The sequence below is a fragment of the Duganella lactea genome (assembly GCF_009857505.1).
GTDB classification, from domain to species: Bacteria; Pseudomonadota; Gammaproteobacteria; order Burkholderiales; family Burkholderiaceae_D; genus Rugamonas; species Rugamonas lactea.
Window position 1 is genome coordinate 46,457 of the sequence record NZ_WWCP01000006.1, and the last position, 19,149, is coordinate 65,605.

20 protein-coding genes are annotated in these 19,149 nt (G+C 66.8%); 5 read left to right on the plus strand and 15 right to left on the minus strand.

The annotated features are described in order from the left end of the window. The first annotated feature begins 29 nt into the window (after positions 1–29). Complete coding sequence (locus GTP44_RS07655) at positions 30–509, plus strand: MarR family winged helix-turn-helix transcriptional regulator (protein WP_161018963.1); 480 nt, start codon at positions 30–32, stop codon at positions 507–509. Positions 510–540: 31 nt separating this feature from the next. Here the strand turns inward: GTP44_RS07655 and GTP44_RS07660 are convergent, their stop codons facing one another. From GTP44_RS07660 to GTP44_RS07690, 7 genes are all read right to left on the minus strand, one after another. Then, a complete protein-coding gene (locus GTP44_RS07660) occupies positions 541–1,242 on the minus strand; it encodes an ABC transporter ATP-binding protein (protein WP_160989868.1) in 702 nt (233 codons plus the stop codon). Beyond that, positions 1,235–1,993 carry an ABC transporter ATP-binding protein gene (locus GTP44_RS07665; RefSeq protein ID WP_161018964.1) on the minus strand — a complete coding sequence of 253 codons (759 nt, stop codon included), beginning with the start codon at positions 1,991–1,993 and terminating at the stop codon, positions 1,235–1,237. The genes GTP44_RS07660 and GTP44_RS07665 overlap by 8 nt, the downstream gene beginning before the upstream one ends. Then, a complete protein-coding gene (locus GTP44_RS07670) occupies positions 1,990–3,006 on the minus strand; it encodes a branched-chain amino acid ABC transporter permease (RefSeq protein ID WP_161018965.1) in 1,017 nt (338 codons plus the stop codon). Before GTP44_RS07670 ends, GTP44_RS07665 begins: the two co-directional genes overlap by 4 nt. Continuing rightward, entirely contained in the window at positions 3,003–3,869 is an 867-nt protein-coding gene (locus GTP44_RS07675; protein ID WP_161018966.1) for a branched-chain amino acid ABC transporter permease, read from the minus strand. Before GTP44_RS07675 ends, GTP44_RS07670 begins: the two co-directional genes overlap by 4 nt. Positions 3,870–3,937: 68 nt before the next feature. Beyond that, entirely contained in the window at positions 3,938–5,140 is a 1,203-nt protein-coding gene (gene pcaF / locus GTP44_RS07680) for a 3-oxoadipyl-CoA thiolase (RefSeq protein WP_161018967.1), read from the minus strand. Positions 5,141–5,143: 3 nt separating this feature from the next. Next, the gene (locus tag GTP44_RS07685; RefSeq protein ID WP_161018968.1) at positions 5,144–5,794 is read right to left on the minus strand and encodes a CoA transferase subunit B; all 651 of its coding nucleotides are present in this window, start codon (positions 5,792–5,794) and stop codon (positions 5,144–5,146) included. Next, positions 5,791–6,459, minus strand: a complete 669-nt coding sequence (locus GTP44_RS07690; protein ID WP_161018969.1) for a 3-oxoacid CoA-transferase subunit A — start codon at positions 6,457–6,459, stop codon at positions 5,791–5,793. The genes GTP44_RS07685 and GTP44_RS07690 overlap by 4 nt, the downstream gene beginning before the upstream one ends. 134 nt (positions 6,460–6,593) lie before the next feature. On the opposite strand from GTP44_RS07690, the gene GTP44_RS07695 reads away from it, so the two are divergent. Then, positions 6,594–7,433, plus strand: a complete 840-nt coding sequence (locus GTP44_RS07695; RefSeq protein WP_161018970.1) for an IclR family transcriptional regulator domain-containing protein — start codon at positions 6,594–6,596, stop codon at positions 7,431–7,433. Here GTP44_RS07695 and GTP44_RS07700 read toward each other — a convergent pair. Beyond that, positions 7,430–8,521, minus strand: a complete 1,092-nt coding sequence (locus GTP44_RS07700; protein WP_160989860.1) for a porin — start codon at positions 8,519–8,521, stop codon at positions 7,430–7,432. The two genes, GTP44_RS07695 and GTP44_RS07700, sit on opposite strands and share 4 nt — an antisense overlap. A 208-nt stretch (positions 8,522–8,729) precedes the next feature. On the opposite strand from GTP44_RS07700, the gene GTP44_RS07705 reads away from it, so the two are divergent. Next, entirely contained in the window at positions 8,730–9,920 is a 1,191-nt protein-coding gene (locus GTP44_RS07705) for an ABC transporter substrate-binding protein (RefSeq protein ID WP_161018971.1), read from the plus strand. Between the two features lie 22 nt (positions 9,921–9,942). Here GTP44_RS07705 and GTP44_RS07710 read toward each other — a convergent pair whose 3' ends face one another. The 6 genes from GTP44_RS07710 to GTP44_RS07730 all read right to left on the minus strand — a co-directional run bounded on the left by GTP44_RS07710 (position 9,943) and on the right by GTP44_RS07730 (position 15,350). Continuing rightward, positions 9,943–10,731 (minus strand): cyclase family protein, encoded by a 789-nt coding sequence (locus tag GTP44_RS07710; protein WP_229256825.1) that lies wholly within the window; start codon positions 10,729–10,731, stop codon positions 9,943–9,945. 118 nt (positions 10,732–10,849) lie between these two features. Continuing rightward, the gene (locus tag GTP44_RS07715; protein ID WP_161018972.1) at positions 10,850–11,836 is read right to left on the minus strand and encodes an ornithine cyclodeaminase family protein; all 987 of its coding nucleotides are present in this window, start codon (positions 11,834–11,836) and stop codon (positions 10,850–10,852) included. Positions 11,837–11,944: 108 nt separating this feature from the next. Continuing rightward, positions 11,945–12,478 (minus strand): LysR substrate-binding domain-containing protein, encoded by a 534-nt coding sequence (locus GTP44_RS27440; protein ID WP_371867174.1) that lies wholly within the window; start codon positions 12,476–12,478, stop codon positions 11,945–11,947. Continuing rightward, complete coding sequence (locus GTP44_RS27445) at positions 12,390–12,860, minus strand: LysR family transcriptional regulator (protein WP_371867175.1); 471 nt, start codon at positions 12,858–12,860, stop codon at positions 12,390–12,392. The genes GTP44_RS27440 and GTP44_RS27445 overlap by 89 nt, the downstream gene beginning before the upstream one ends. Next, positions 12,857–14,308: an NAD-dependent succinate-semialdehyde dehydrogenase gene (locus tag GTP44_RS07725; protein ID WP_160989857.1), complete on the minus strand. Its 1,452-nt coding sequence runs from the start codon at positions 14,306–14,308 to the stop codon at positions 12,857–12,859. Before GTP44_RS07725 ends, GTP44_RS27445 begins: the two co-directional genes overlap by 4 nt. Before the next feature lie 22 nt (positions 14,309–14,330). Continuing rightward, the gene (locus GTP44_RS07730; RefSeq protein WP_160989856.1) at positions 14,331–15,350 is read right to left on the minus strand and encodes a dihydrodipicolinate synthase family protein; all 1,020 of its coding nucleotides are present in this window, start codon (positions 15,348–15,350) and stop codon (positions 14,331–14,333) included. Positions 15,351–15,570: 220 nt separating this feature from the next. Between GTP44_RS07730 and GTP44_RS07735 the strand changes: the two genes are divergently transcribed. After that, complete coding sequence (locus GTP44_RS07735) at positions 15,571–16,356, plus strand: EthD domain-containing protein (RefSeq protein ID WP_161018973.1); 786 nt, start codon at positions 15,571–15,573, stop codon at positions 16,354–16,356. Positions 16,357–16,396: 40 nt separating this feature from the next. Here the strand turns inward: GTP44_RS07735 and GTP44_RS07740 are convergent, their stop codons facing one another. Beyond that, entirely contained in the window at positions 16,397–17,338 is a 942-nt protein-coding gene (locus GTP44_RS07740) for a LysR family transcriptional regulator (protein ID WP_161018974.1), read from the minus strand. Between the two features lie 125 nt (positions 17,339–17,463). Here GTP44_RS07740 and GTP44_RS07745 point away from each other — a divergent pair, with 125 nt between their 5' ends. Beyond that, positions 17,464–19,143, plus strand: coding sequence for a DUF1302 domain-containing protein (locus GTP44_RS07745; RefSeq protein WP_161018975.1), 1,680 nt, complete (start codon positions 17,464–17,466; stop codon positions 19,141–19,143). Positions 19,144–19,149 lie beyond the last annotated feature (6 nt).

Here is a 19,149-nt window from a genome sequence, read left to right on the forward strand (position 1 = left end):
AACAAGCTTTTCATCTACCGGGTTACCCCATGCCGCACACCGAAAGCCAACTGATCAACCTGTACGAACATCCCGGCCACTTGCTGCGCCGCGCACAACAAATTTCGGTATCGATCTTCTACGACGAAATGGGCGACGAGCTGACGCCGGTGCAATACGCCATACTGCGCAACCTCGCCGGCCATCCCGGCATCGACCAGGTGTCGCTGTCGGCCGTCACCGGCATCGACACCTCGACCGGCGCCACGGTGTGCGCGCGGCTGGCGGAAAAAGGCCTGCTGACGCGCACCGTGATTCCCACCAACCGCCGCCAGCGCGCGCTGACCATCACACCGGCCGGCGAGCAGCTGCTGCAAGACCTGATTCCCGGCGCGCAGCGGCTGCGCCGGCGCCTGCTGGCGCCGCTCACCGGGCAGGAACAACTACAGTTCATGGAACTGCTGACCAAGCTGGTACAGGAAAACAATGAACAAAGCCGCGCGCCGCTGGCGGCGCGCGAGAGTAGCTAAGTCATTCCGGCGCAGGCCGGAACGACATCTGTCAGGCCACCGCCACCAGCTTATCCAGCTTGTCGCCATCGGCCAGCAGGCTGGCGCTGTCGGAGTCGTGCACGATGCGGCCGCGATCCAGCACAATCGCCCGCTGCGTCAGCGACAACGCCAGCCGCGCATGCTGCTCGACCACGATCACCGACATGCCCTCCTCCTGCACCAGCTTGCGGATCACGCGCACCAACTCCTGCACGATGATCGGCGCCAGGCCCTCCATCGGCTCATCGAGCAGCAGGATGCGCGGATTGGTCATCAGCGCGCGCGCGATGGCCACCATCTGCTGTTCACCGCCGGACAGCTGGTTGCCCATATTGTTGCGCCGCTCGAACAGCCGCGGGAACAACTGGTAGACCTGCTGCAGATTCCAGCGGCCCGGCCGCGCCACCACCGTCAGGTGCTCCTCCACCGTCAGAGATGGGAACATATGCCGCTCCTGCGGCACCCATCCCAGACCGGCGCGCGCGCGCTTGTGCGTCGGCATGCGCGCGATGTCATCGCCGCTCCAGCGGATGCCGCCACCATGCAGCCGGGTCAGGCCCATCAGCGTCACCAGCAGGCTGGTTTTGCCGACGCCATTACGGCCCAGCAGCGCCAGGCTGTCGCCCTCATTCAACGTGAACGACACGTCCTCCAGCACGATCGATTCGCCGTAACCGGCGGTGACCTTGTCCAGCACCAGCAATTCAGCCATGTTCCGCCTCCCCCAGATACACTTCGCGGACGCGCGGGTCGGCGGCGATTTCCGCCGGCGTGCCCTCGGTCAGCACTTTGCCGCCCACCATGACCGTGATGCGGTCGGCGAAGCGGAACACCAGTCCCATATCGTGCTCGATGAACAGCACCGTCACGTCGCGCGGCAGCTGCGCCAGCACCTCGAACAACTCCTTGCTCTCGGCCTGCGGAATGCCGGCCGCCGGTTCGTCCAGCAGCAGAATGCGCGGCCGGGTCGCCAGCGCCAGCGCGATTTCCACCAGCCGCTGTTTGCCGTAAGCCATGCTGCGGGTGATGCTGTTGGCCTGGTCGGTCAGCTTGAGCGTGGCCAGCAGCGCCATCGCCTCCTCGATCACCTCGGCGTGCTTGGCCACGGTTTTGTACCACACCGACTGCAGGCCGCGCCGTTCGCAAATCGCCAGCGCCACCGATTCCAGCACCGTCATGCCGGCGAACAGGGTGTTGAGCTGGAAGGTACGTGTCATGCCGCGCTGCACGCGGCGGTGCTGCGGCAGGCCGGTGATGTCCTCGCCGCCCAGATAGACCTTGCCGCTGCTCGGCATGAAGCCGCCCGTCAGCAGGTTGATGAAGGTGGTCTTGCCGGCGCCATTGGGGCCGATCAGCGCGTGGCGCGCGCCCGGTTCAAACGTCAGACTGACATCGCTGTTGGCGACGAACTGCCCCCAGCGCTTGGTCAGGCCTTCGGTACGCAGGGTGATGTCCTGATTCATGGCTGCTCCTTGCGTTGAAAACGACGCGCTAGTTTTTCCAGCCCGCCCAGAATGCCGCCGCGCGCGAACAGCACGATCAGCACCAGCAGCAGCCCGATATAGAACTGCCAGTACGCCGGATTGAGGCCGGCGATGTAGTCCTGCGCCACCATGAACACGGCGGCGCCGATCAGCGCGCCGTACAGGCGCCCGGTGCCACCCAGCACCAGCATGATCAGCAGCTCGGCCGAACGCGGGAAGCCCAGCGCATCGAGACCGACGAACTGCGTGGTCTGCGCCAGCAGGCCACCCGCCAGGCCGGCGATGGTCGCCGCCAGCGTGAACACCGCCACCAGCCGGCGATTGATATTGACGCCCAGCGCCGGCATGCGGCGCCCGCCCTCGCGGATACCGATCAGGCTTAAACCGAAAGGCGACTTGACCAGGCGGCGCAACAGCAGGAACACGATAAACAGCACGGCGAAGCTGTAGCAGAAGGCGACCTTGCCCTGCAGGTCGAACTCGAACACGCCGAACAGCTTACCGACCATCATGCCCGACAGGCCATCCACGCCGCCGGTCAGGAACGAGGCCTTGTTGGCCGCTTCATACAGCATCAGGCAAATGCCCATCGTGACCATCAGCCGGGTCAGATCCTGGCCGCGCACCACCAGGAAAGAGGTCAACAGGCCAAACAGGCCGGCCACCACGGCGCCCACCAGCAGGCCGCTGATCGGCTCACCCCAGCCATGCACCGACAGCAGGCCGGCGGTGTACGCGCCCAGTCCGAAGAAGGCGGCGTGCCCCAGCGAGACGATGCCGGCGTAGCCCAGGATCAGGTCCAGCGACAGCGCGAACAGGCCGATGATCATGATCTGGCTGATCAGCACCAGATAGCCGGGGAAGGCGAAGTAGGCCGCCACCGGCAGCAGCCAGAAGACGATTTCCAGCGCCGACCAGCGGTCGTTCGGCAGACGCGGCGTGATACTGGCCGTTGCCAAGGGTTTGATTTCCACTTCAGTAAATGCAGTCATGCGCGCCTCCGCATCAGGCCAGCCGGGAACAGGATCAGCAGCACCACCATCATCGCGTAGATGACGAAGGCGCCGATTTCAGGGACATAGTATTTGCCCGCCACGTCGAACACGCCAAGCAGCAAGGCCGCCACCAGCGGTCCCTTGATGGTGCCGGCGCCACCGACGGCCACCACCAGCAGGAAGTAGACCATGTACTTGACCGGGAAGGTCGGGTCCAGCCCCAGCACGTCGATGCCGAGCGCGCCGCCCAAGCCGGCCAGGCCGGAGCCGAGCGCGAAGGTCAGACTGAACACCAGGTTGACATTGATGCCCAGGCCGCGTGAGGCGGTCTGGTTGTCCACCGCCGCGCGGATCTGCGCGCCGAAGCGGGTACGCTCGATGACCAGGCCCAGCGCCACCGTCACCAGCACCACCACCGCGATCAGAAACACCCGATAGGCGCCGACATCAAGGCCGAACAGCGAGACCTGGCCGCGCAGCCAGTCCGGCAGCGTGACCGGCTGCTGCGACGGGCCGAAGAAGTAGGTCGCGCCGGCCACCGCCATGAAGGTCAGGCCGATCGAGAACAGCACCTGGTCCAGATGGCTGGCCTGATACAGGCGGCGGTACAGCAGCCGCTCCAGCACCAGCCCCACCACCGCCGCGGCCACAAAGGCCAGCGGCAGCGACGCCAAGAATGGCACGCCCAGGCGCGCCAGCAGCAGCGCGCTGACATACCCGCCCAGCATGGCGAAGGCGCCGTGCGCGAGATTGATAAAGTTCATCATGCCCATCGTAACCGACAGGCCGACACTGATCAGGAATAGCAGGCTGCCATAGGCGACACCGTCAAACAGCACGCCGGCGAAATTGGCTAGCATGGCTGCCTCCTGTTTTTATTTTGCTTTGTCATTGTTTGTCTCCTCTACTGCTCGTTGTCAGCGGTCGCTTATACGCGTTCGATGATCATGGCGATGCCCTGCCCGACGCCGATGCACATGGTGCACAGCGCATACCGTCCACCGCTGCGCTGCAACTGGTAAGCGGCGGTGGTCACCAGCCGCGCGCCGCTCATGCCCAATGGATGGCCCAACGCGATCGCCCCGCCGTTGGGATTGACGCGCGGATCGTTGTCCGGCAAGCCCAATTGGCGCAACACCGCCAGGCCTTGCGCGGCGAAGGCTTCGTTCAACTCGATCAGGTCCATCTGTTCCAGCGTCAGGCCGGTCTGGCGCAGCAGCTTTTGCACCGCAGGCACCGGGCCGATGCCCATCACGCGCGGCGCCACACCGGCCGTCGCCATGCCGACGATGCGCGCCAGCGGCTTCAGGCCGTGACGCTGGATCGCCTCATGGCTGGCGATCAGCAAGGCACAGGCGCCGTCGTTGATGCCGGAGGCGTTGCCGGCGGTGACCGTGCCATCGGCGCGCACCACGCCTTTCAGTTTGGCCAGCGCCTCCAGCGTGGTCGCGCGTGGATGCTCGTCGTGCTTGAACACCAGCGGCTCGCCCTTTTTCTGCGGCAGCGTCACCGGCACGATCTCGCGCTCAAAAACGCCTTCGTCGATGGCAATGGCGGCCCTGCGCTGGCTCTCCAGCGCAAACGCATCCTGGTCGGCGCGGCTGACGCCAAAGTCCTGGGCGACGTTTTCCGCCGTCTCCGGCATGGTGTCGACGCCGTAGGCCGCCTTCAGCGCCTGGTTGATGAAGCGCCAGCCCATGGTGGTGTCCTGCAGCGCGGCGTTGCGCGCGAAGGCCGCGTCGGGCTTGCCCATGACGAACGGCGCGCGCGTCATCGACTCGACGCCGCCGGCGATCATCAGGCAGGCGTCGCCGGCCTGAATCGCGCGCGCCGCCGTGCCGATGGCGTCCATGCCGGAGCCGCACAGGCGGTTGACGGTGGAACCGGGCACCGCTTGCGGCAGGCCGGCCAGCAGCAGCGACATGCGCGCCACATTGCGGTTATCCTCGCCGGCCTGGTTGGCGCAGCCGTAGATGACGTCGTCCACCTCGGCCCATTGCACGCCCGGATTGCGCTCGATCAGCGCGCGCAGCGGAATCGCCCCCAGGTCGTCGGCGCGCACGTCCTTCAATGCGCCGCCGTAGCGGCCGATCGGGGTGCGCACCGCGTCGCAGATATATGCCTCATTCATACCTTACTCTCCTTTAGCCGGCGGCAGCAATGGCGCGCCGGTGACTGCCTGCAGTTCTTCAAAGCTCAGCCCCGGCGCCATCTCGCGCACCGACAGGCCGGCCGGCGTCACGTCCAGCACGGCCAGGTCGGTGTAGATGCGGTTGACGCACGCCACGCCGGTCAGCGGATAGGTGCACTGGCCGACGATCTTGCTGTCGCCGTTCTTGGTCTGGTGTTCCATCATGACGAATACCTGCTTGGCGCCGATCGCCAGGTCCATGGCGCCGCCAACCGCCGGAATCGCATCCGGCGCGCCGGTGTGCCAGTTGGCCAGGTCACCGTTGGCGGCCACCTGGAAGGCGCCCAGCACGCAGACATCCAGATGGCCGCCGCGCATCATGGCGAACGAGTCGCCGTGGTGGAAATAGGCGCCGCCGGTCAGCAGCGTCACCGGCTGCTTGCCGGCGTTGATCAGGTCTTCGTCCTCGTCGCCAGGCGCTGGCGCCGGGCCCATGCCCAGCAGACCGTTCTCGCTGTGCAGGAACACTTCGCGCTCGGCCGGCAGATGGTCGGCCACCTTGGTCGGCAGGCCGATGCCGAGGTTGACGTAAGCGCCTTCCGGAATGTCGCTGGCCACGCGGGCGGCCATCTGGTCGCGGGTGAATTTGTTCATCGTGCGTCCTCCTGTACCACGCGCTGGACAAAGATGCCGGGCGTGACGATCACCTCCGGATCGAGTTCGCCCAGCCCCACCACCTGCTGCACCTGGGCGATGGTGGTCTTGGCCGCCATCGCCATGATGGGGCCGAAATTGCGCGCCGTTTTACGATACACCAGGTTGCCCCAGCGGTCGCCGCGCAGCGCCTTGATCAGCGCGAAGTCGGCATGAATCGGCGCCTCCAGCACGTAGTGCCGGCCATTGATCAGGCGCGTCTCCTTGCCCTCGGCCAGCAGGGTGCCGTAGCCGGTGGGCGTGAAAAAGCCGCCGATGCCGGCGCCGGCGGCGCGGATGCGCTCGGCCAGGTTGCCCTGCGGCGTCAGTTCCAGTTCGATTTCGCCGGCACGGTATAGCGCGTCGAAGTGATGGGAGTCGGTCTGGCGCGGGAACGAGCAGATGATCTTGCGCACCCGCTTGGCCTTCAGCAGCGCCGCCAGCCCGGTGTCGCCGTTGCCGGCATTGTTGTTGACGATGGTGAGCTCGCGCGCGCCCTGCGCGATCAGCGCGTCGATCAGCGCCGACGGCATGCCGGCGTTGCCGAAGCCGCCGATCATGACCGTCGCACCGTCGGCGATGTCCGCCACGGCCCGCTCCAGTGATGCAAAAGTTTTATCAATCATATGCCTGCCCTGAAATTAGTTGTGCGATAATCGAACTAATGATTGATTATCGCACACCCAGTGTACCAACGCCGAAGCGCGATGGTCAACAAAAAAACACCTATCGAAGCGAGTCCCTGGATTAAAATCACGCCATGCCGAAGACACCTCCCTCTCCCACCAAGGCCGCCCCCGCGACGGCAGAGCAAGAACCGACGATCTCCGAGCAGATCGACGCGCTGACCGATCCCAGTTTCATGACCTCGCTGGCGCGCGGGCTGGCGGTGGTGCGCGCCTTCAGCGATTCGCGCAAGCCGCAGACCATCGCCAACATCAGCCAGAAGACCGGCATTCCGCGCGCCGCCGTGCGCCGCTGCCTGCACACGCTGCGCGAGCTGGGTTACGTCGACGCCGAGCTGAACAATTTCTCGCTGCGCCCCAAGGTGCTGACGCTGGGCTATTCCTACCTGTCGTCGACGCCGCTGACGGTGTCGGCCCAGCCCTACCTCAACAACATCAGCCGCACGCTCAACGAATCGAGCTCGCTGGCGGTGCTGGACGACGGCGAGGTGCTGTACGTGGCGCGTGCCGCCACCTCGCGCGTGATGTCGGTGGCGCTCAACACCGGTAGCCGGCTGCCGGCCTACTGCACCTCGCTGGGCCGCGTGATGCTGGCGCACCTGCCGCCGGAACAATTGGACCAGTATCTGGAAAGCGCCCGGCTGCGGCCGATGACGGAACACACGGTGGTGCAGCCCAAACGCCTGCGCGACGTGCTGGCCGGCGTGCGCCAGGCCGGCTACGCCATCAACGACCAGGAACTGGAGCTGGGCCTGCGCTCGATCGCGGTGCCGGTGCGCGGCGCCTCGGGCATCGTGCTGGCGGCGCTCAACGTCGGCGCGCAAGCGTCGCGCGTCAGCGTCGAACAACTGGAGAAAGAGTTCCTGCCGGTGCTGCTGCGCGGCGCCCAGGAACTCTCGATTCTGCTGCCTTAGAAGCTGTGGCGCAGGCCGGCCATCACGCCGCTCTGCGTCATGCCGGCACCCACCGTGCCACCGGCGTCCAGCGCCACCGCCGAGGCGCCAGAATTCTTCATGCGACCGATGCCGCCATACACGGCGGTGCGCTTGGAGAAGTAGTAGGTCAGCCGGGCGACGATCATGTTGACGTCGTTCGGGCTGTTCTTGGTGTCGCGCCGCGCCACCTGCGCGTCCAGCGTGGTGAACGGCGTGACCGGATAGCTCACCCCAAGGAAGTACAGGTCCGATTCGGTCAGGCCGGTGGCCGCGCGCGTGGTGCGGTCGATCACGCCGGCGCCGATCTTGGCCTCGCCCACTTTGGCGTAGCCGCTGGCGGTGACGCGCTTGTCGCTGTTGTCGCTGCTGGTCAGGCCGGCGGCGGCGCCGGTGTTCCCGTACAGGATGTCGTAGGAGGTGGTCAGGCCGAACTGCGGCGTTTCATACGACAGCATGCCGGTGATCTGGCGGCAGGCCTTGGAGTTGCCCGGCACCTCGCCAGGGCAACCGGTGGCGGCCGGGCCGCCGGCCGCCGACGCATCGCGGCCGGTGCTGTAGGTCGCGCCCACCACGAAGTTGTTGAAGTTACCCAGGTAGCCGATGGCGTTGTCGCTGCGCGCGTTCGGCAGGTACGGATCGATGCTGCCGATGGCGAACAGGTTGGGGCCCATCACATCGGCCTTCATGGTGGCGATGTAGGTCATGTTGATCTGGCGGCCCAGCGTCACGGTGCCGAAGTCACCCTTCAGGCCAATCGATGCCTGACGCCCGAACAGGCGGTTACCCTGCCCCATGGTGCCGGTATCGAGCGCCAGCCCGGCTTCCAGCGTGAACAGGGCCTGCAAGCCACCGCCCAGGTCCTCGACGCCACGGAAGCCGATGCGCGACGGGAAGGAGCCGGTCAGCGACGGCATCTTGGTGGCGCTGTCGCCGGCGGCGTTGACGTTGTTGGTGTACACCAGGCCGGTGTCCAGCAGGCCGTAGACGGTGACATTGCTTTGCGCGACAGCGTTGGAGGCGCCGGCGGCGGCCAGCAGCGCGAGCGCGCAGCGGATTGCGTTCTTCATTGTTTGTGTCTCCTGTTGTGTTGTTGTACGTGTGCGATTATCGAACAATCGGTTGTTAATCGCACACATATCCGATAGTATGAATGGCGCGCCGCGCTGTCAAGCGGGACGACGCGACGCAACGCGGCACACCCGGCGCCGAATTGCCAGCGACGCCACCGCGATGGCCCGACTTCATAGAGAAAACAGAACGCCACAGGAGACCAGCATGCTGCTGAAAAAATTTGTACCAATTGCGACACTCGCGACACTCGCGACCATCATCGCCACCGGCCTGGCGCCGGCGCCGGCCCACGCCGGCGACACCATCAAGGTCGGCGTGATCGCCGCCTTCTCCGGTCCCTTCGCCGATTACGGCAAGCAGATGGAGGGCGGCATCAAGGCCTGGATGGCACAGAATGGCACCACCGTGGCCGGCAAAAAAGTTGAGATCATCATCAAGGACACCACCGGCCCGGCGCCGGAAATCGCCAAGCGGCTGGCGCAAGAACTGGTGGTGCGCGACCAGGTGGACTTTCTGGCCGGCTTTGGCCTGACGCCGGAAGCGCTGGCCGTGGCGCCGATCGCCGAGCAGGCGAAAAAGCCGATGATCATCATGAACGCCGCCACCTCCGCCATCACCACCAAGTCCAGCTACATCGCCCGCTTCTCGATGACGCTGCCGCAGGTCTCCGCGCCCATGGCCACCTGGGCGGCCAAAAACAACATCAAAAAAGTGGTGACGCTGGTGGCCGACTACGGCCCCGGCATCGACGCCGAAGCCGCCTTCAAGGCGGAACTGATCAAGGGCGGCGGCACGGTGACGGAAGCGATCCGGGTGCCGCTGCGCAATCCGGAATTCGCGCCCTATATCCAGCGCATCAAGGACGCCAAGCCGGACGCGGTATTCATCTTCGTGCCGGCCGGCGAGCAAAGCATCGCCTTCATGAAGGGCTACCGCGAGCGCGGGCTGGCCGCCGCCGGCATCAAGGTCATCGCCACCGGCGACCTGACCGACGATCACGTGCTGCCGGCGATGGGCGACGCCACGCTGGGCGTGATCACCACCTTCCACTACTCGGCCGCGCACAAGTCGCCCGAGAACGCGGCGTTCCTGAAAAGCTTCGCCAGCGCCAATCCGGACGGCGGCCGGCCCAACTTCATGGCGGTGGCCGCGTATGACGGCATGGCCGCGATCTACGAGGTGGCACGCAAGTTGAACGGCAATATCGATGGCCCGAAAGCGATGGAGGTGCTGAAGAACATCAAGCTGACCAGCCCGCGCGGCCCGATCGCCATCGATCCGCAAACGCGCGACATCGTGCAGACGGTGTATGTGCGCAAGGTCGAAAAGGTCGGCAATGAGGTCTACAACATTGAGTTCGACCAGTTCGACCATCAGAAAGACCCGGGCAAGTAAGGCGGCCAATAACCGCCGCGGGCTACTCCTCGAAGATCGCCACCGCCCGCGTCCAGCCGGCGGAGGCGCCGCGTATCTTGTGCGGGAAGCAGCTGATGGTGAAGCCGGTCGGCGGCAGCGTCTCAAGATTGTGCATCTTCTCCAGGTGACAGTAACCGATGTCGCGGCCGGCCTTGTGGCCTTCCCAGATCAGGCTGACGTCGCCGGTTTCCTGGATCTTCCTGGCCGTGTAGCTGAACGGCGCATCCCAGCTCCAGGCGTCGGTGCCGGTCAGGCGCACACCGCGTTCCAGCAGGTACATGGTGGCCTCGTAACCCATGCCGCAACCGCAGTTGACGTAGTCCGATTGGCCGTAGCGTGCGCCCGCGCGGGTGTTGATGACGACGATTTCCAGCGGTTGCAGCGTATGGCCGATGCGCTGCAGTTCCGCCGCCACCTCGGCGGCGCTGACCACATGGCCGTCCGGCAGATGGCGGAAATCCAGCTTGACGCCCGGCTGGAAGCACCACTCCAGCGGCACTTCATCGATGGTGATCGAGCGCTCCGCCTCGCCCAGCTTGCGGTTCATGGTCGAGTGGAAGTGATACGGCGCGTCCAGGTGGGTGCCGCTGTGCGTGGTCAGGCGCACCCACTCGGCGGCGGCGGCCTCGCCGTCCGGGAAGTCGCCGGCCTTGGTGCCGGGCAGCAGGTGCATGAATTCACCCAGCGTATCCTGGTGGGTCTGGTACTCGATCTTCGGCGCCAAAATGGGCGGGTCGGACAGCACTTCATTTTCCAGATAAATCGACAGATCGACAAAACGGCGCGGCATGGCAATTCCTTTCTCTTGCGGAGGCGCCCGCGGCATGCAGGCCCGTGGCGCATACTATGCAGTGGGGCGCGCCCCGTACAATGATTTATATCGATTGCTGCTATTTATACGGTCGATATCACTTGCGCACCGGGGCGATCGTCACCGGCAGCTCGCTGCCCAAACCCAGGCTGCGCGCGCGGCGCAGCAGCATCTCCGCCGTCACCACGTCCTGCAGCGCCGAACCGACCGATTTGTACAGCACAATATCGTCCGCCGAGGCGCGCCCCGGAACACGCTGGCCGATCAAGTCGCTCAGCGCGTGCAGCTTGTGGCCGAAGTCGATGCCGGCGCGCGCGGCCGCCAGCAGGTCGCCGGTATCGTGGGCAACCTCCTCCACCATGTCGGCCACGATCAGCGCGGCGCGCCGTATCACGTCGACATCGACCTCGCGCTGCTCCGGCAGCGTCGAACCGATCGACACCACCGTCATGCCCGGCGCCAGCCACTCGCCCAGCAGCACCGGCGACTCGTCGCGCGAGCGCGCCGCGCAGATCACCACATCGGCGCCCTCCAGCGCCATCGGCGCCGTGCTGGCGGCCCGCACCGCGATCCCCAGCGAGGCCGTGAAGTCGTCGGCATAACGCTGACGACTGGCCGGCGTGGGACTGTACACGGCCACCGATGCGATCGCGCGCGCGGCCGCCAGCGCCTGCAATTGCGAGCGCGCCTCGAAGCCGGCGCCGAGCACCGCCACCCGCAGCGGGCGCGCGGGCGCCAGCGCGTCCACCGCCAGCGCCGCCGTCGCGGCGGTGCGGATGGCCGTGATCTGGTTGCCGTCGATGAGCGCCGCCAGCGCCATGGTCTGAAGATCGAACAACGACACCAGGTAGCTGGCGCGGCCGGCGCGCGGCGAGGCGGCGATCTGCTTGCTGCCCATATGGCCGCCGTTGGGCGACACCGCGCTCAGTGCGCGCAACCAGACACCGTCGCCGCGCGCCATCGACCGCGGCGGCACCATCTGCGGCGACATCGGCACCGCATAGGCGGCGCGCAGCGCTTCGATGGCGTCGTGCCAGTCATGCAGTGCGCTGACATCGCGGTCGGTTAAGAACAGGGTGGACATGGCAGACTCCTATCGTTGTGTGATGGGTCTACCTTAATCTCAGGCGCCGCGCCGGGGAAGCGCGGTGGCGCGATAGCAGCTTTGGCGTATGCGGATAACGACGCGCGCTCAGGCGGCAAACAGCGCGGCGATCAGTTGCGCGACGCTGCGCGTGGCCAGCGTGTGCGGCCGGTGCTGGGTGGTGCCCAGCACGATGGTGCGCAGCAGTTCCGGCTGGACGATGCGCGCCGCGCCCAGCCTGGCGTCGGCGGCCACCGCCGCCGTCTGCGCCAGCGACGCCACCAGCGCATAGCCGGCGCCGGCGATCGCCAGCTCCTTCTGCAGCGCGATGGTGTCGGCCTCCATCGCCACCGTCAGCTGCAGGCCGCGCGCGCGCGCCAGCGCGTCGAGCCGCTTGCGCAGCACATGCGGTGCGGCCGGCAGTATCAGCGGCAGGTCGCACATCGCCTCGAAGCTGATGCTGCCGGCCGCCAGCGCGGCGTCGCCCGCCGGTCCGATCAGATCGAGCGCCATGCCGCGCAGGCACACCGCGCCGGGCTCGGGCTGCTCGCCCTCACGCAGCAGCAGGGCCAGATCGAGCCGCCCGGCCGCCAGCCACTCCTCCAGCTGGGCGCTGGAGCCTTCCACCAGATGCAGGCGCACCTTGGGGAAGCGCGCGCGCGGCGCGGAACAACTGTCCGGCGAACGACGGAATGGACGACGGCAGCAACCCGACATGCACCTCGCCGATGGGAATGCCGTTGGTGGTGAGGATGGCGTCGGCCAGCTGGTCGGCCGCCACGATCATGGGCAGGATGCGCTGCTGCACCGTCTGGCCGAAGTCGGTCAGCACGACGCCGCGCCCGGTGCGTCGAAACAGCCTGGCGCCGCACTGCGTCTCCAGTTGGCCGATCTGGCGGCTGATGACCGATTGCGGCAGGTTGAGCGCGTCCGCCGCGCGGGTCAGGCTGCCCAGTTGGGCAACCGTCGCGAACAAATGCCAGCGTGGATCGAGTATCGGCAGCATGGAAGGGAGAGGGATCACCAGGAGACGCAAATATACTTCGATTCGAGGTACGCCAGCAAGCCATCATGTCCACCCTCGCGTCCCACGCCGCTTTGTTTCCAGCCGCCGAACGGCGCCGCCGGATCGGACACCACGCCGCGATTGATGCCGACCATGCCGGCCTCGATACGCTCGGCCACCGCCAGCGCCCGCGCCAGGTCGCGCGAATGCACGAACGCCACCAGCCCGAACTCGGTGTCGTTGGCCAGGGCGATGGCCTCCTCCACCGTGTCGAACACGCACACCGGCGCCACCGGGCCGAAAATCTCCTGCCGCAGGATGCGCGCGTCCGGACGCACATCGGCGAGCAGCGTCGGTTCGTAGAAGAAGCCCGGTCCCGGCCTGGCGCGCCCGCCGGTCAGCACCGTCGCGCCCTGGGCCACCGCCTCATCGACCAGCCGCGCCACCTTGTCCAGCGTGCCGCGGTTGACCAGCGGGCCAAGCTGCACGGCGGGGTCCAGCCCCGGCCCCAGCGTCAGCGCGGCCATCGCCGCCGCCAAGCGGCGCGAGAATTCCGCCGCCACCGGGCGCGCCACGTAGAAGCGGTTGGCCGCCGTGCACGACTCGCCGCCGTTGCGCAGCTTGGCCACCATGGCCGACGCCACCGCCAGCTCCAGGTCGGCGTCGTCCAGCACGATGAACGGCGCGTTGCCGCCCAGTTCCATCGAACACTTGACGACCTTGTCGGCCGCCTGCGCCAGCAGCACGCGGCCGATCTCGGTCGAACCGGTGAAGGACAGCTTGCGCACGCGCGCATCGTGCAGCATGGCGTGGACGATCTCGCCGGACTGCCGCGACGGCACCACGTTGATGACGCCGGCCGGCACGCCGGCTTGCGCGAACAGCTCGGCCAACAGCAGCGCCGTCAATGGCGTCTCGGAGGCCGGCTTGAGCACCACCGTGCAGCCGGCCGCCAGCGCCGGGCCGATCTTGCGGGTGGCCATCGCCGCCGGAAAATTCCACGGCGTGACCAACACCGCCACGCCGATCGGCTGGCGCAGCACCATGATGCGGTTGGCGCCGCCCGGCGCGGTCGACACCTCGCCGCAGATGCGCACCGCCTCCTCCGCGTACCAGCGCAGGAACTCGGCCGCGTAGGCGACCTCGCCGCGCGCCTCGGCCAGCGCCTTGCCGCTTTCCAGCACGATCAGGCGGGCGAATTCCTCCTGGCGCCGCATCAGCAGCGTGTAGGCGGTGCGCAGGATTTCGCCGCGCTGGCGCGGCGCGGTGGCGGCCCAGGCCGGACCGGCGGCGTGCGCGGCGGACACCGCGTCCAGCGCGTCGGCCACGCTGGCGCTGGACACGCTGGCCAGCGGCGCGCCGTCGGCCGGATCGAACACATCGAACGTCGCCGCGCCGGCGGCCTGGCGCCAGGCGCCGTTGATGTACAAGCCTTTGGGGGTCTTGCTGACTTCGGGATGGGACATGGGAAGACCTCGCGGATAAATGTCAGACAGGGTGGCGGCCGATGATGAACTGGCTGTCGGCGTCGGCGGTGGGGACGACGCCCGATGCCGCCAGTCCCTGGCGCAGCAGCTTCATCAACCGGTCCGGCACCCGCATCGCTGGCGCGCGCAACGGCCCGCCGTTGAAGCCGGCCAGCCAGTCCTGATACTTCCACATGCTGCGGTTCAGCACCCCGGTGCCGGCGGCATAGGTCTGCGCCGCCGCGCCGTTGGCGTTGCGGGCCGGCGCCATGCGCCAGAACAGCTGCATCGCCTCCTCCCACTGGCCGCCGCGCGCCAGCGCGAAGGCCTTGGGATAGTAGTCGCCCATCCACTGCGTGTTGCTGGTACCGGAAAATTGCAGGTCCATCAGGCTCATCATCGGAATCGCGTCGCCCTCGATCGGGCAGCTGATCACCACCTCATCGCGGAAGTGGTGCCACATCTCGCACAGGCCAGACACCAGCGGGAAGCCCTGCTCCGACTTGATGGCCACGATGTTCGGAATGTCGTCCAGCAGCTTGCGCACAAAATCGACCGGCATGCCGGCCGGGTGGACCCGCTCGAAACCCCACAGCGGAATTGGAAACAGCATCACCGGCAGATCGGTGGCGTCGCAGAATGCCTTGGTGTAGTCGTAGATTTCCTGCAGCGTGGTCGGCCAGAATTGCGGCGGATAGGACAGCAGCACGATGTCGGCGCCGGCCTTTTCCGCCAGCTTGACGGCCTCGATGTTCTCCCGCAGCGTGCCGAACGCCGCATGGAAGAACAGGCCCATGCGGCTGCCCGCCGTGTCGCGCGCCCAGGCGGTGAACTGCGCGTTTTCCTCCGGCGAGATGGCCACCTCGGCGCACAGCAAGGTGTGGCTGTAGCCGTACTCGATGGCCAGGCCGATGTCGTGGCGGATGCCGCGTTCGTTGAGCCGTTTCAGGTCGGCGCTGTAGCTGGGAATGGTGACGCCGCTGCATCCCACCAGGTGTTCCCGCGCCCATGCACGAGCGTCCTGTTTGCGATATTTGGTCATACTGCCTCCGGTTGTGTGTTTGCCTGCGACGCATCTTAGGAGGCCGGCGCCCCCCATGGAAGGCCGCGGTGGCGATAGCAGCTATGACGGTTTTGCGATAACCCGCGCGCCGGCCGAACGTTATGCGTTACCGGCATAGCTGATTTGCGGCGGCGTGCATGGCGCCCGGCGGACGACGCCATGTAACATCGGTCGCTCCAACCCGATTCAGGAGACAGCCATGATCAAGATGTTAGCGGCGATCTGCCGCCGCCCGGGCATGACCCATGCCGAATACCTCGCCTACATCGTGCACGTGCACGGCGCCATCGCCAGCGAAAATCCGCTGGCGATGCGACGCTATACGCAAAACCATGTGTTTGACGCCGCCTTCGGTAGCACGGCCGAAGCGGCCCACGCGATGGTGGCCGCGCGCGATTCGGTGACGGAGCTGTACTTCGACAACGCCGACGACATGCGCACCACCTTCGCGCATGAACATGTACGCACCAAGGTCGGTCCGGACGGCGCCAACTTCAGCGACACCAGCGTGGCGCTGAGCATGGTGGCCACCGAGGTTGAACAGCCGGTGACGCATCCGGCCATCTTCAGCGGCGCCAAGGTGCTGCACTACCTGCGCGCCGATGCCGGCATCGATCTGGCGGTTTTTTTCGCCCGCTGGGAACGGGCCCACGCCCACGCCATGGCCACCGCGCCGGCCGCCGCCGCCGCGCTGCGGCGCTGCGTGCATCACCGCCAGCTGCCCCAGTTCAATCCCATGCTGGCCTATTTCGGCGGCAGCGAGGTCCCTGTCTACGAGGGCGTCGGCAGCCTGTATTTCGATAACGCCCACACGATAGGCGCCTTCCGCGCCTATGAAAACGCGCTGCTGGCCTACAACGCCGATCCGGCCACGCGGTTCTACGCACCGGCCCAGTCCTTCTTCCTGTATGCCACCGAAGCGACGATCTACGAACGCCGCGCCGTGGCTGCAGTCGGCCAGCAGCACCCCCAGCAACCCCACTGAGGCGGGGGCCCGGCGCGTGAGGCGATTTTGACAAGAAAAATCAAGCAGGCGTCTGGCCAGCGCCGCCCTCGTCCATGCGCAGCACCGCGCGCTGCAGCAGATCGCGCAGCCAGATCAGGCCGGGGTCCTGGCTGCGGTATTTGTGCCACTGCACCACCTGCTCCATGCGCTGGGCCTGCATCGGCATGGGCATCGGCAGCAGCGTCAGCGGCAAGCCGCGGCTGACCTCCCGCGCCAGCCGCCGGTGCACCGTGGCCACCCGCTCCGTGCCCACCACCAGATAGGGCGCCGCCAGGAAGCTGAACGACGTCACCTCGACCCGGCGCGTCAGGCCGGACCCCTGCATGAACATGTGCTCGAAGCTGCGGTCCATGCCGGGCGGCTGCATCACCACGTGGCCGGCCGCCAGGTATTGCTCCAGCGTCATCTCGCCGCGCCGGGCGTGGACGCTGCGGTTCCACACCACGCAGCTGAACGCTTCGTCGAACAGCGCGTCGGTCGGATGGTCGGGGGAGCAGTAATGCTGCGGAATCACCAGCAGGTCGGCGTCGCCCTGCTCCAGCGTGCGTTGCGGCTGGCGCGTCTGCGGCAGCAGGTGAAAGCGCACCTTGCCGCCTTCCTCCTGCGCCAGCGCCAACACGTGCGGGAACAGCACCGCCATCGAGAAATCCGACACGAAGATGCGGAACTCGCGGTCCGACTGGGTGGCGTCGAAGTACGGCATGGCGGTGATGGTGGTGTTGACGCGCACCAGCACATCGCGCACCGCCTCCTGCAACACTTCGGCGCGCGGCGTCAGCTCCATCTGGCGGCCGACCTGCACCAGCAGCTCGTCATTGAAGTAGTCGCGCAGACGCGCCAGCGAACTGCTCAGCGCCGACTGGCTCATGTGCAGTTGTTCAGCCGCGCGGCTGACGCTGCGCAGCCGGAACAACGCGTCCAGCGCCACCAGCAAATTCAAATCGAGCTTGTTAAAGCGCACAGCGTCTCCTGATTTTTATATGTATCGACAATATCGATACGTCGAATGCATGCAATCAATTTTACACATACTCGCGGCGGCGGCAAACTCCAGACTCCACACAAAAACAACGATGGAGACAATTTATGAAGACCTGCCTCACCTCCCCCGGCGGTGTAGCGCTGCGCCGCGGCGTGCTGGCCGCCGCGCTGGCTGGCGCGCTGGCCGCGCCGGCCAGCGCCGCCGAAATCACGGTCGATAACCCGGACTGGAATCTGCGTTTCGACAACACTCTCAAGGCCAGCGCCATGTACCGGCTGCGCGACGCCAACCCGCTGCTGGTCGATACCACCCGCCAGCTGGTGCCGGGCGTGCCGGCGTCGGCCTTTCCGCAGGCGCTGAACTTCAACGCCGGCGACGACAATTTCCGCAACCAGGGCTGGGTCTCCAAGCGCATCGACCTGCTGAGCGAATTCGACGCCGTCTATCGCCGCGATTTCGGCCTGCGCGTCAGCGCCGCCGCCTGGTACGACCAGGCCTATGACGGCGCCACCGACGCCAGCGACCCACTGAACGGCCAGACGCCCTACCACCGCCTGCCCGACAGCACCCGCAAGCTGGCCGGACGCAAGGCCGAAGTGCTGGACGCCTTCGTCTTCGGTGGCTGGGAACTGAGCCCGGGCCACAAACTCAGCGCCCGGCTCGGCCAGCACGCGCAGGTCTACGGCGAAACCCTGTTCTTCGGCGACAACGGCATCGCCCGCGCGCAAGGGCCGACCGACGTGATGAAACTGCAATCGTCGCCCAACGCCCAGTTCAAGGAGATCATCCGGCCGGTGCCGCAGGTGTCCGGCCAACTGCAACTGAGCCCGGAGCTGACGCTGGGCGCCTACTACCAGTTCCGCTGGGAGGCCGACCGCATGGCGCCGGCCGGCAGCTACTTCAACACCTCGAACAATATCTGGGGCGGCTCGCCGCTGCCGGAAATCATCAACGGCAGCGTGCTGCTGCCCGGCGCCGACCACCAGCCATCGAACAGCGGCCAGTACGGCGCCCAGCTCAAATGGCGTCTGGACGAGACCGACCTCGGCCTGTATGCCGCGCGCTACCACGACAAGTCGGGCCAGTTTTATTCACAGCTCAACGTCACCGGCGCGGCGCCGGGCAGCTGGTACTACATCTTCCCCGAGGGCATCACCACGGTGGGCGTGAGCGCCACCCACGCGATCGGCAACACCAGCGTCGCGGTCGAGGCCTCGCTGCGCCACAATATGCCGCTGACCAACCAGAATGTGGTCTACCCCAACGTGCAGCCGGCGCCGCAGTACGCCACCGGCCGCACCGCCCACGTCAACCTGTCGTGGATCAGCTCGCTGGGACCGAACTGGCTGGCGCGCGAATCCTCGCTGGTCGGCGAGCTGGCCTGGAACCGGGTGCTGTCGCAGGACGATCCCGGCCACACGCTCGACGGCTTGCGCACGCGCGACGCCAGCGCGCTGCAGGTGATCTACACGCCGACCTACCGCCAGGCGCTGGCCGGGCTGGACCTGAGCGTGCCGGTCGGCCTGCGCTACGCGCTGGACGGCTACTCCTCGGTCACCGGCCTGGGCTGGGGCGCCAAGCACAGCGGCACCGCCACGCTGGGCCTGGACGGCACCTGGCAAGGCGTGTGGCTACTCTCGCTGAGCTACAACCGCTACCTCGGCAAAGCCGAACCGTTCGTCAATTACCGCCCGCTGCTGAGTAACGGCGCCGCCGTCTACACCAGCGGCAACGCACTGGCCGACCGCGACTACCTGTCGCTGTCGCTGCGCCGCACGTTCTGATAAAAA

What these genes read in the sequence shown, in the direction of transcription:
- GTP44_RS07690 (WP_161018969.1), bottom strand. Translation starts at nt 6,459, where the DNA reads ATGATTGATAAAACTTTTGCATCACTGGAGCGGGCCGTGGCGGACATC.
- GTP44_RS07675 (WP_161018966.1), bottom strand. Translation starts at nt 3,869, where the DNA reads ATGCTAGCCAATTTCGCCGGCGTGCTGTTTGACGGTGTCGCCTATGGC.
- GTP44_RS07655 (WP_161018963.1), top strand. Translation starts at nt 30, where the DNA reads ATGCCGCACACCGAAAGCCAACTGATCAACCTGTACGAACATCCCGGC.
- GTP44_RS07665 (WP_161018964.1), bottom strand. Translation starts at nt 1,993, where the DNA reads ATGAATCAGGACATCACCCTGCGTACCGAAGGCCTGACCAAGCGCTGG.
- GTP44_RS07705 (WP_161018971.1), top strand. Translation starts at nt 8,730, where the DNA reads ATGCTGCTGAAAAAATTTGTACCAATTGCGACACTCGCGACACTCGCG.
- pcaF (WP_161018967.1), bottom strand. Translation starts at nt 5,140, where the DNA reads ATGAATGAGGCATATATCTGCGACGCGGTGCGCACCCCGATCGGCCGC.
- GTP44_RS07700 (WP_160989860.1), bottom strand. Translation starts at nt 8,521, where the DNA reads ATGAAGAACGCAATCCGCTGCGCGCTCGCGCTGCTGGCCGCCGCCGGC.
- GTP44_RS07735 (WP_161018973.1), top strand. Translation starts at nt 15,571, where the DNA reads ATGATCAAGATGTTAGCGGCGATCTGCCGCCGCCCGGGCATGACCCAT.
- GTP44_RS07725 (WP_160989857.1), bottom strand. Translation starts at nt 14,308, where the DNA reads ATGTCCCATCCCGAAGTCAGCAAGACCCCCAAAGGCTTGTACATCAAC.
- GTP44_RS07715 (WP_161018972.1), bottom strand. Translation starts at nt 11,836, where the DNA reads ATGTCCACCCTGTTCTTAACCGACCGCGATGTCAGCGCACTGCATGAC.
- GTP44_RS07745 (WP_161018975.1), top strand. Translation starts at nt 17,464, where the DNA reads ATGAAGACCTGCCTCACCTCCCCCGGCGGTGTAGCGCTGCGCCGCGGC.
- GTP44_RS07660 (WP_160989868.1), bottom strand. Translation starts at nt 1,242, where the DNA reads ATGGCTGAATTGCTGGTGCTGGACAAGGTCACCGCCGGTTACGGCGAA.
- GTP44_RS07710 (WP_229256825.1), bottom strand. Translation starts at nt 10,731, where the DNA reads ATGCCGCGCCGTTTTGTCGATCTGTCGATTTATCTGGAAAATGAAGTG.
- GTP44_RS07685 (WP_161018968.1), bottom strand. Translation starts at nt 5,794, where the DNA reads ATGAACAAATTCACCCGCGACCAGATGGCCGCCCGCGTGGCCAGCGAC.
- GTP44_RS07670 (WP_161018965.1), bottom strand. Translation starts at nt 3,006, where the DNA reads ATGACTGCATTTACTGAAGTGGAAATCAAACCCTTGGCAACGGCCAGT.
- GTP44_RS07695 (WP_161018970.1), top strand. Translation starts at nt 6,594, where the DNA reads ATGCCGAAGACACCTCCCTCTCCCACCAAGGCCGCCCCCGCGACGGCA.
- GTP44_RS07730 (WP_160989856.1), bottom strand. Translation starts at nt 15,350, where the DNA reads ATGACCAAATATCGCAAACAGGACGCTCGTGCATGGGCGCGGGAACAC.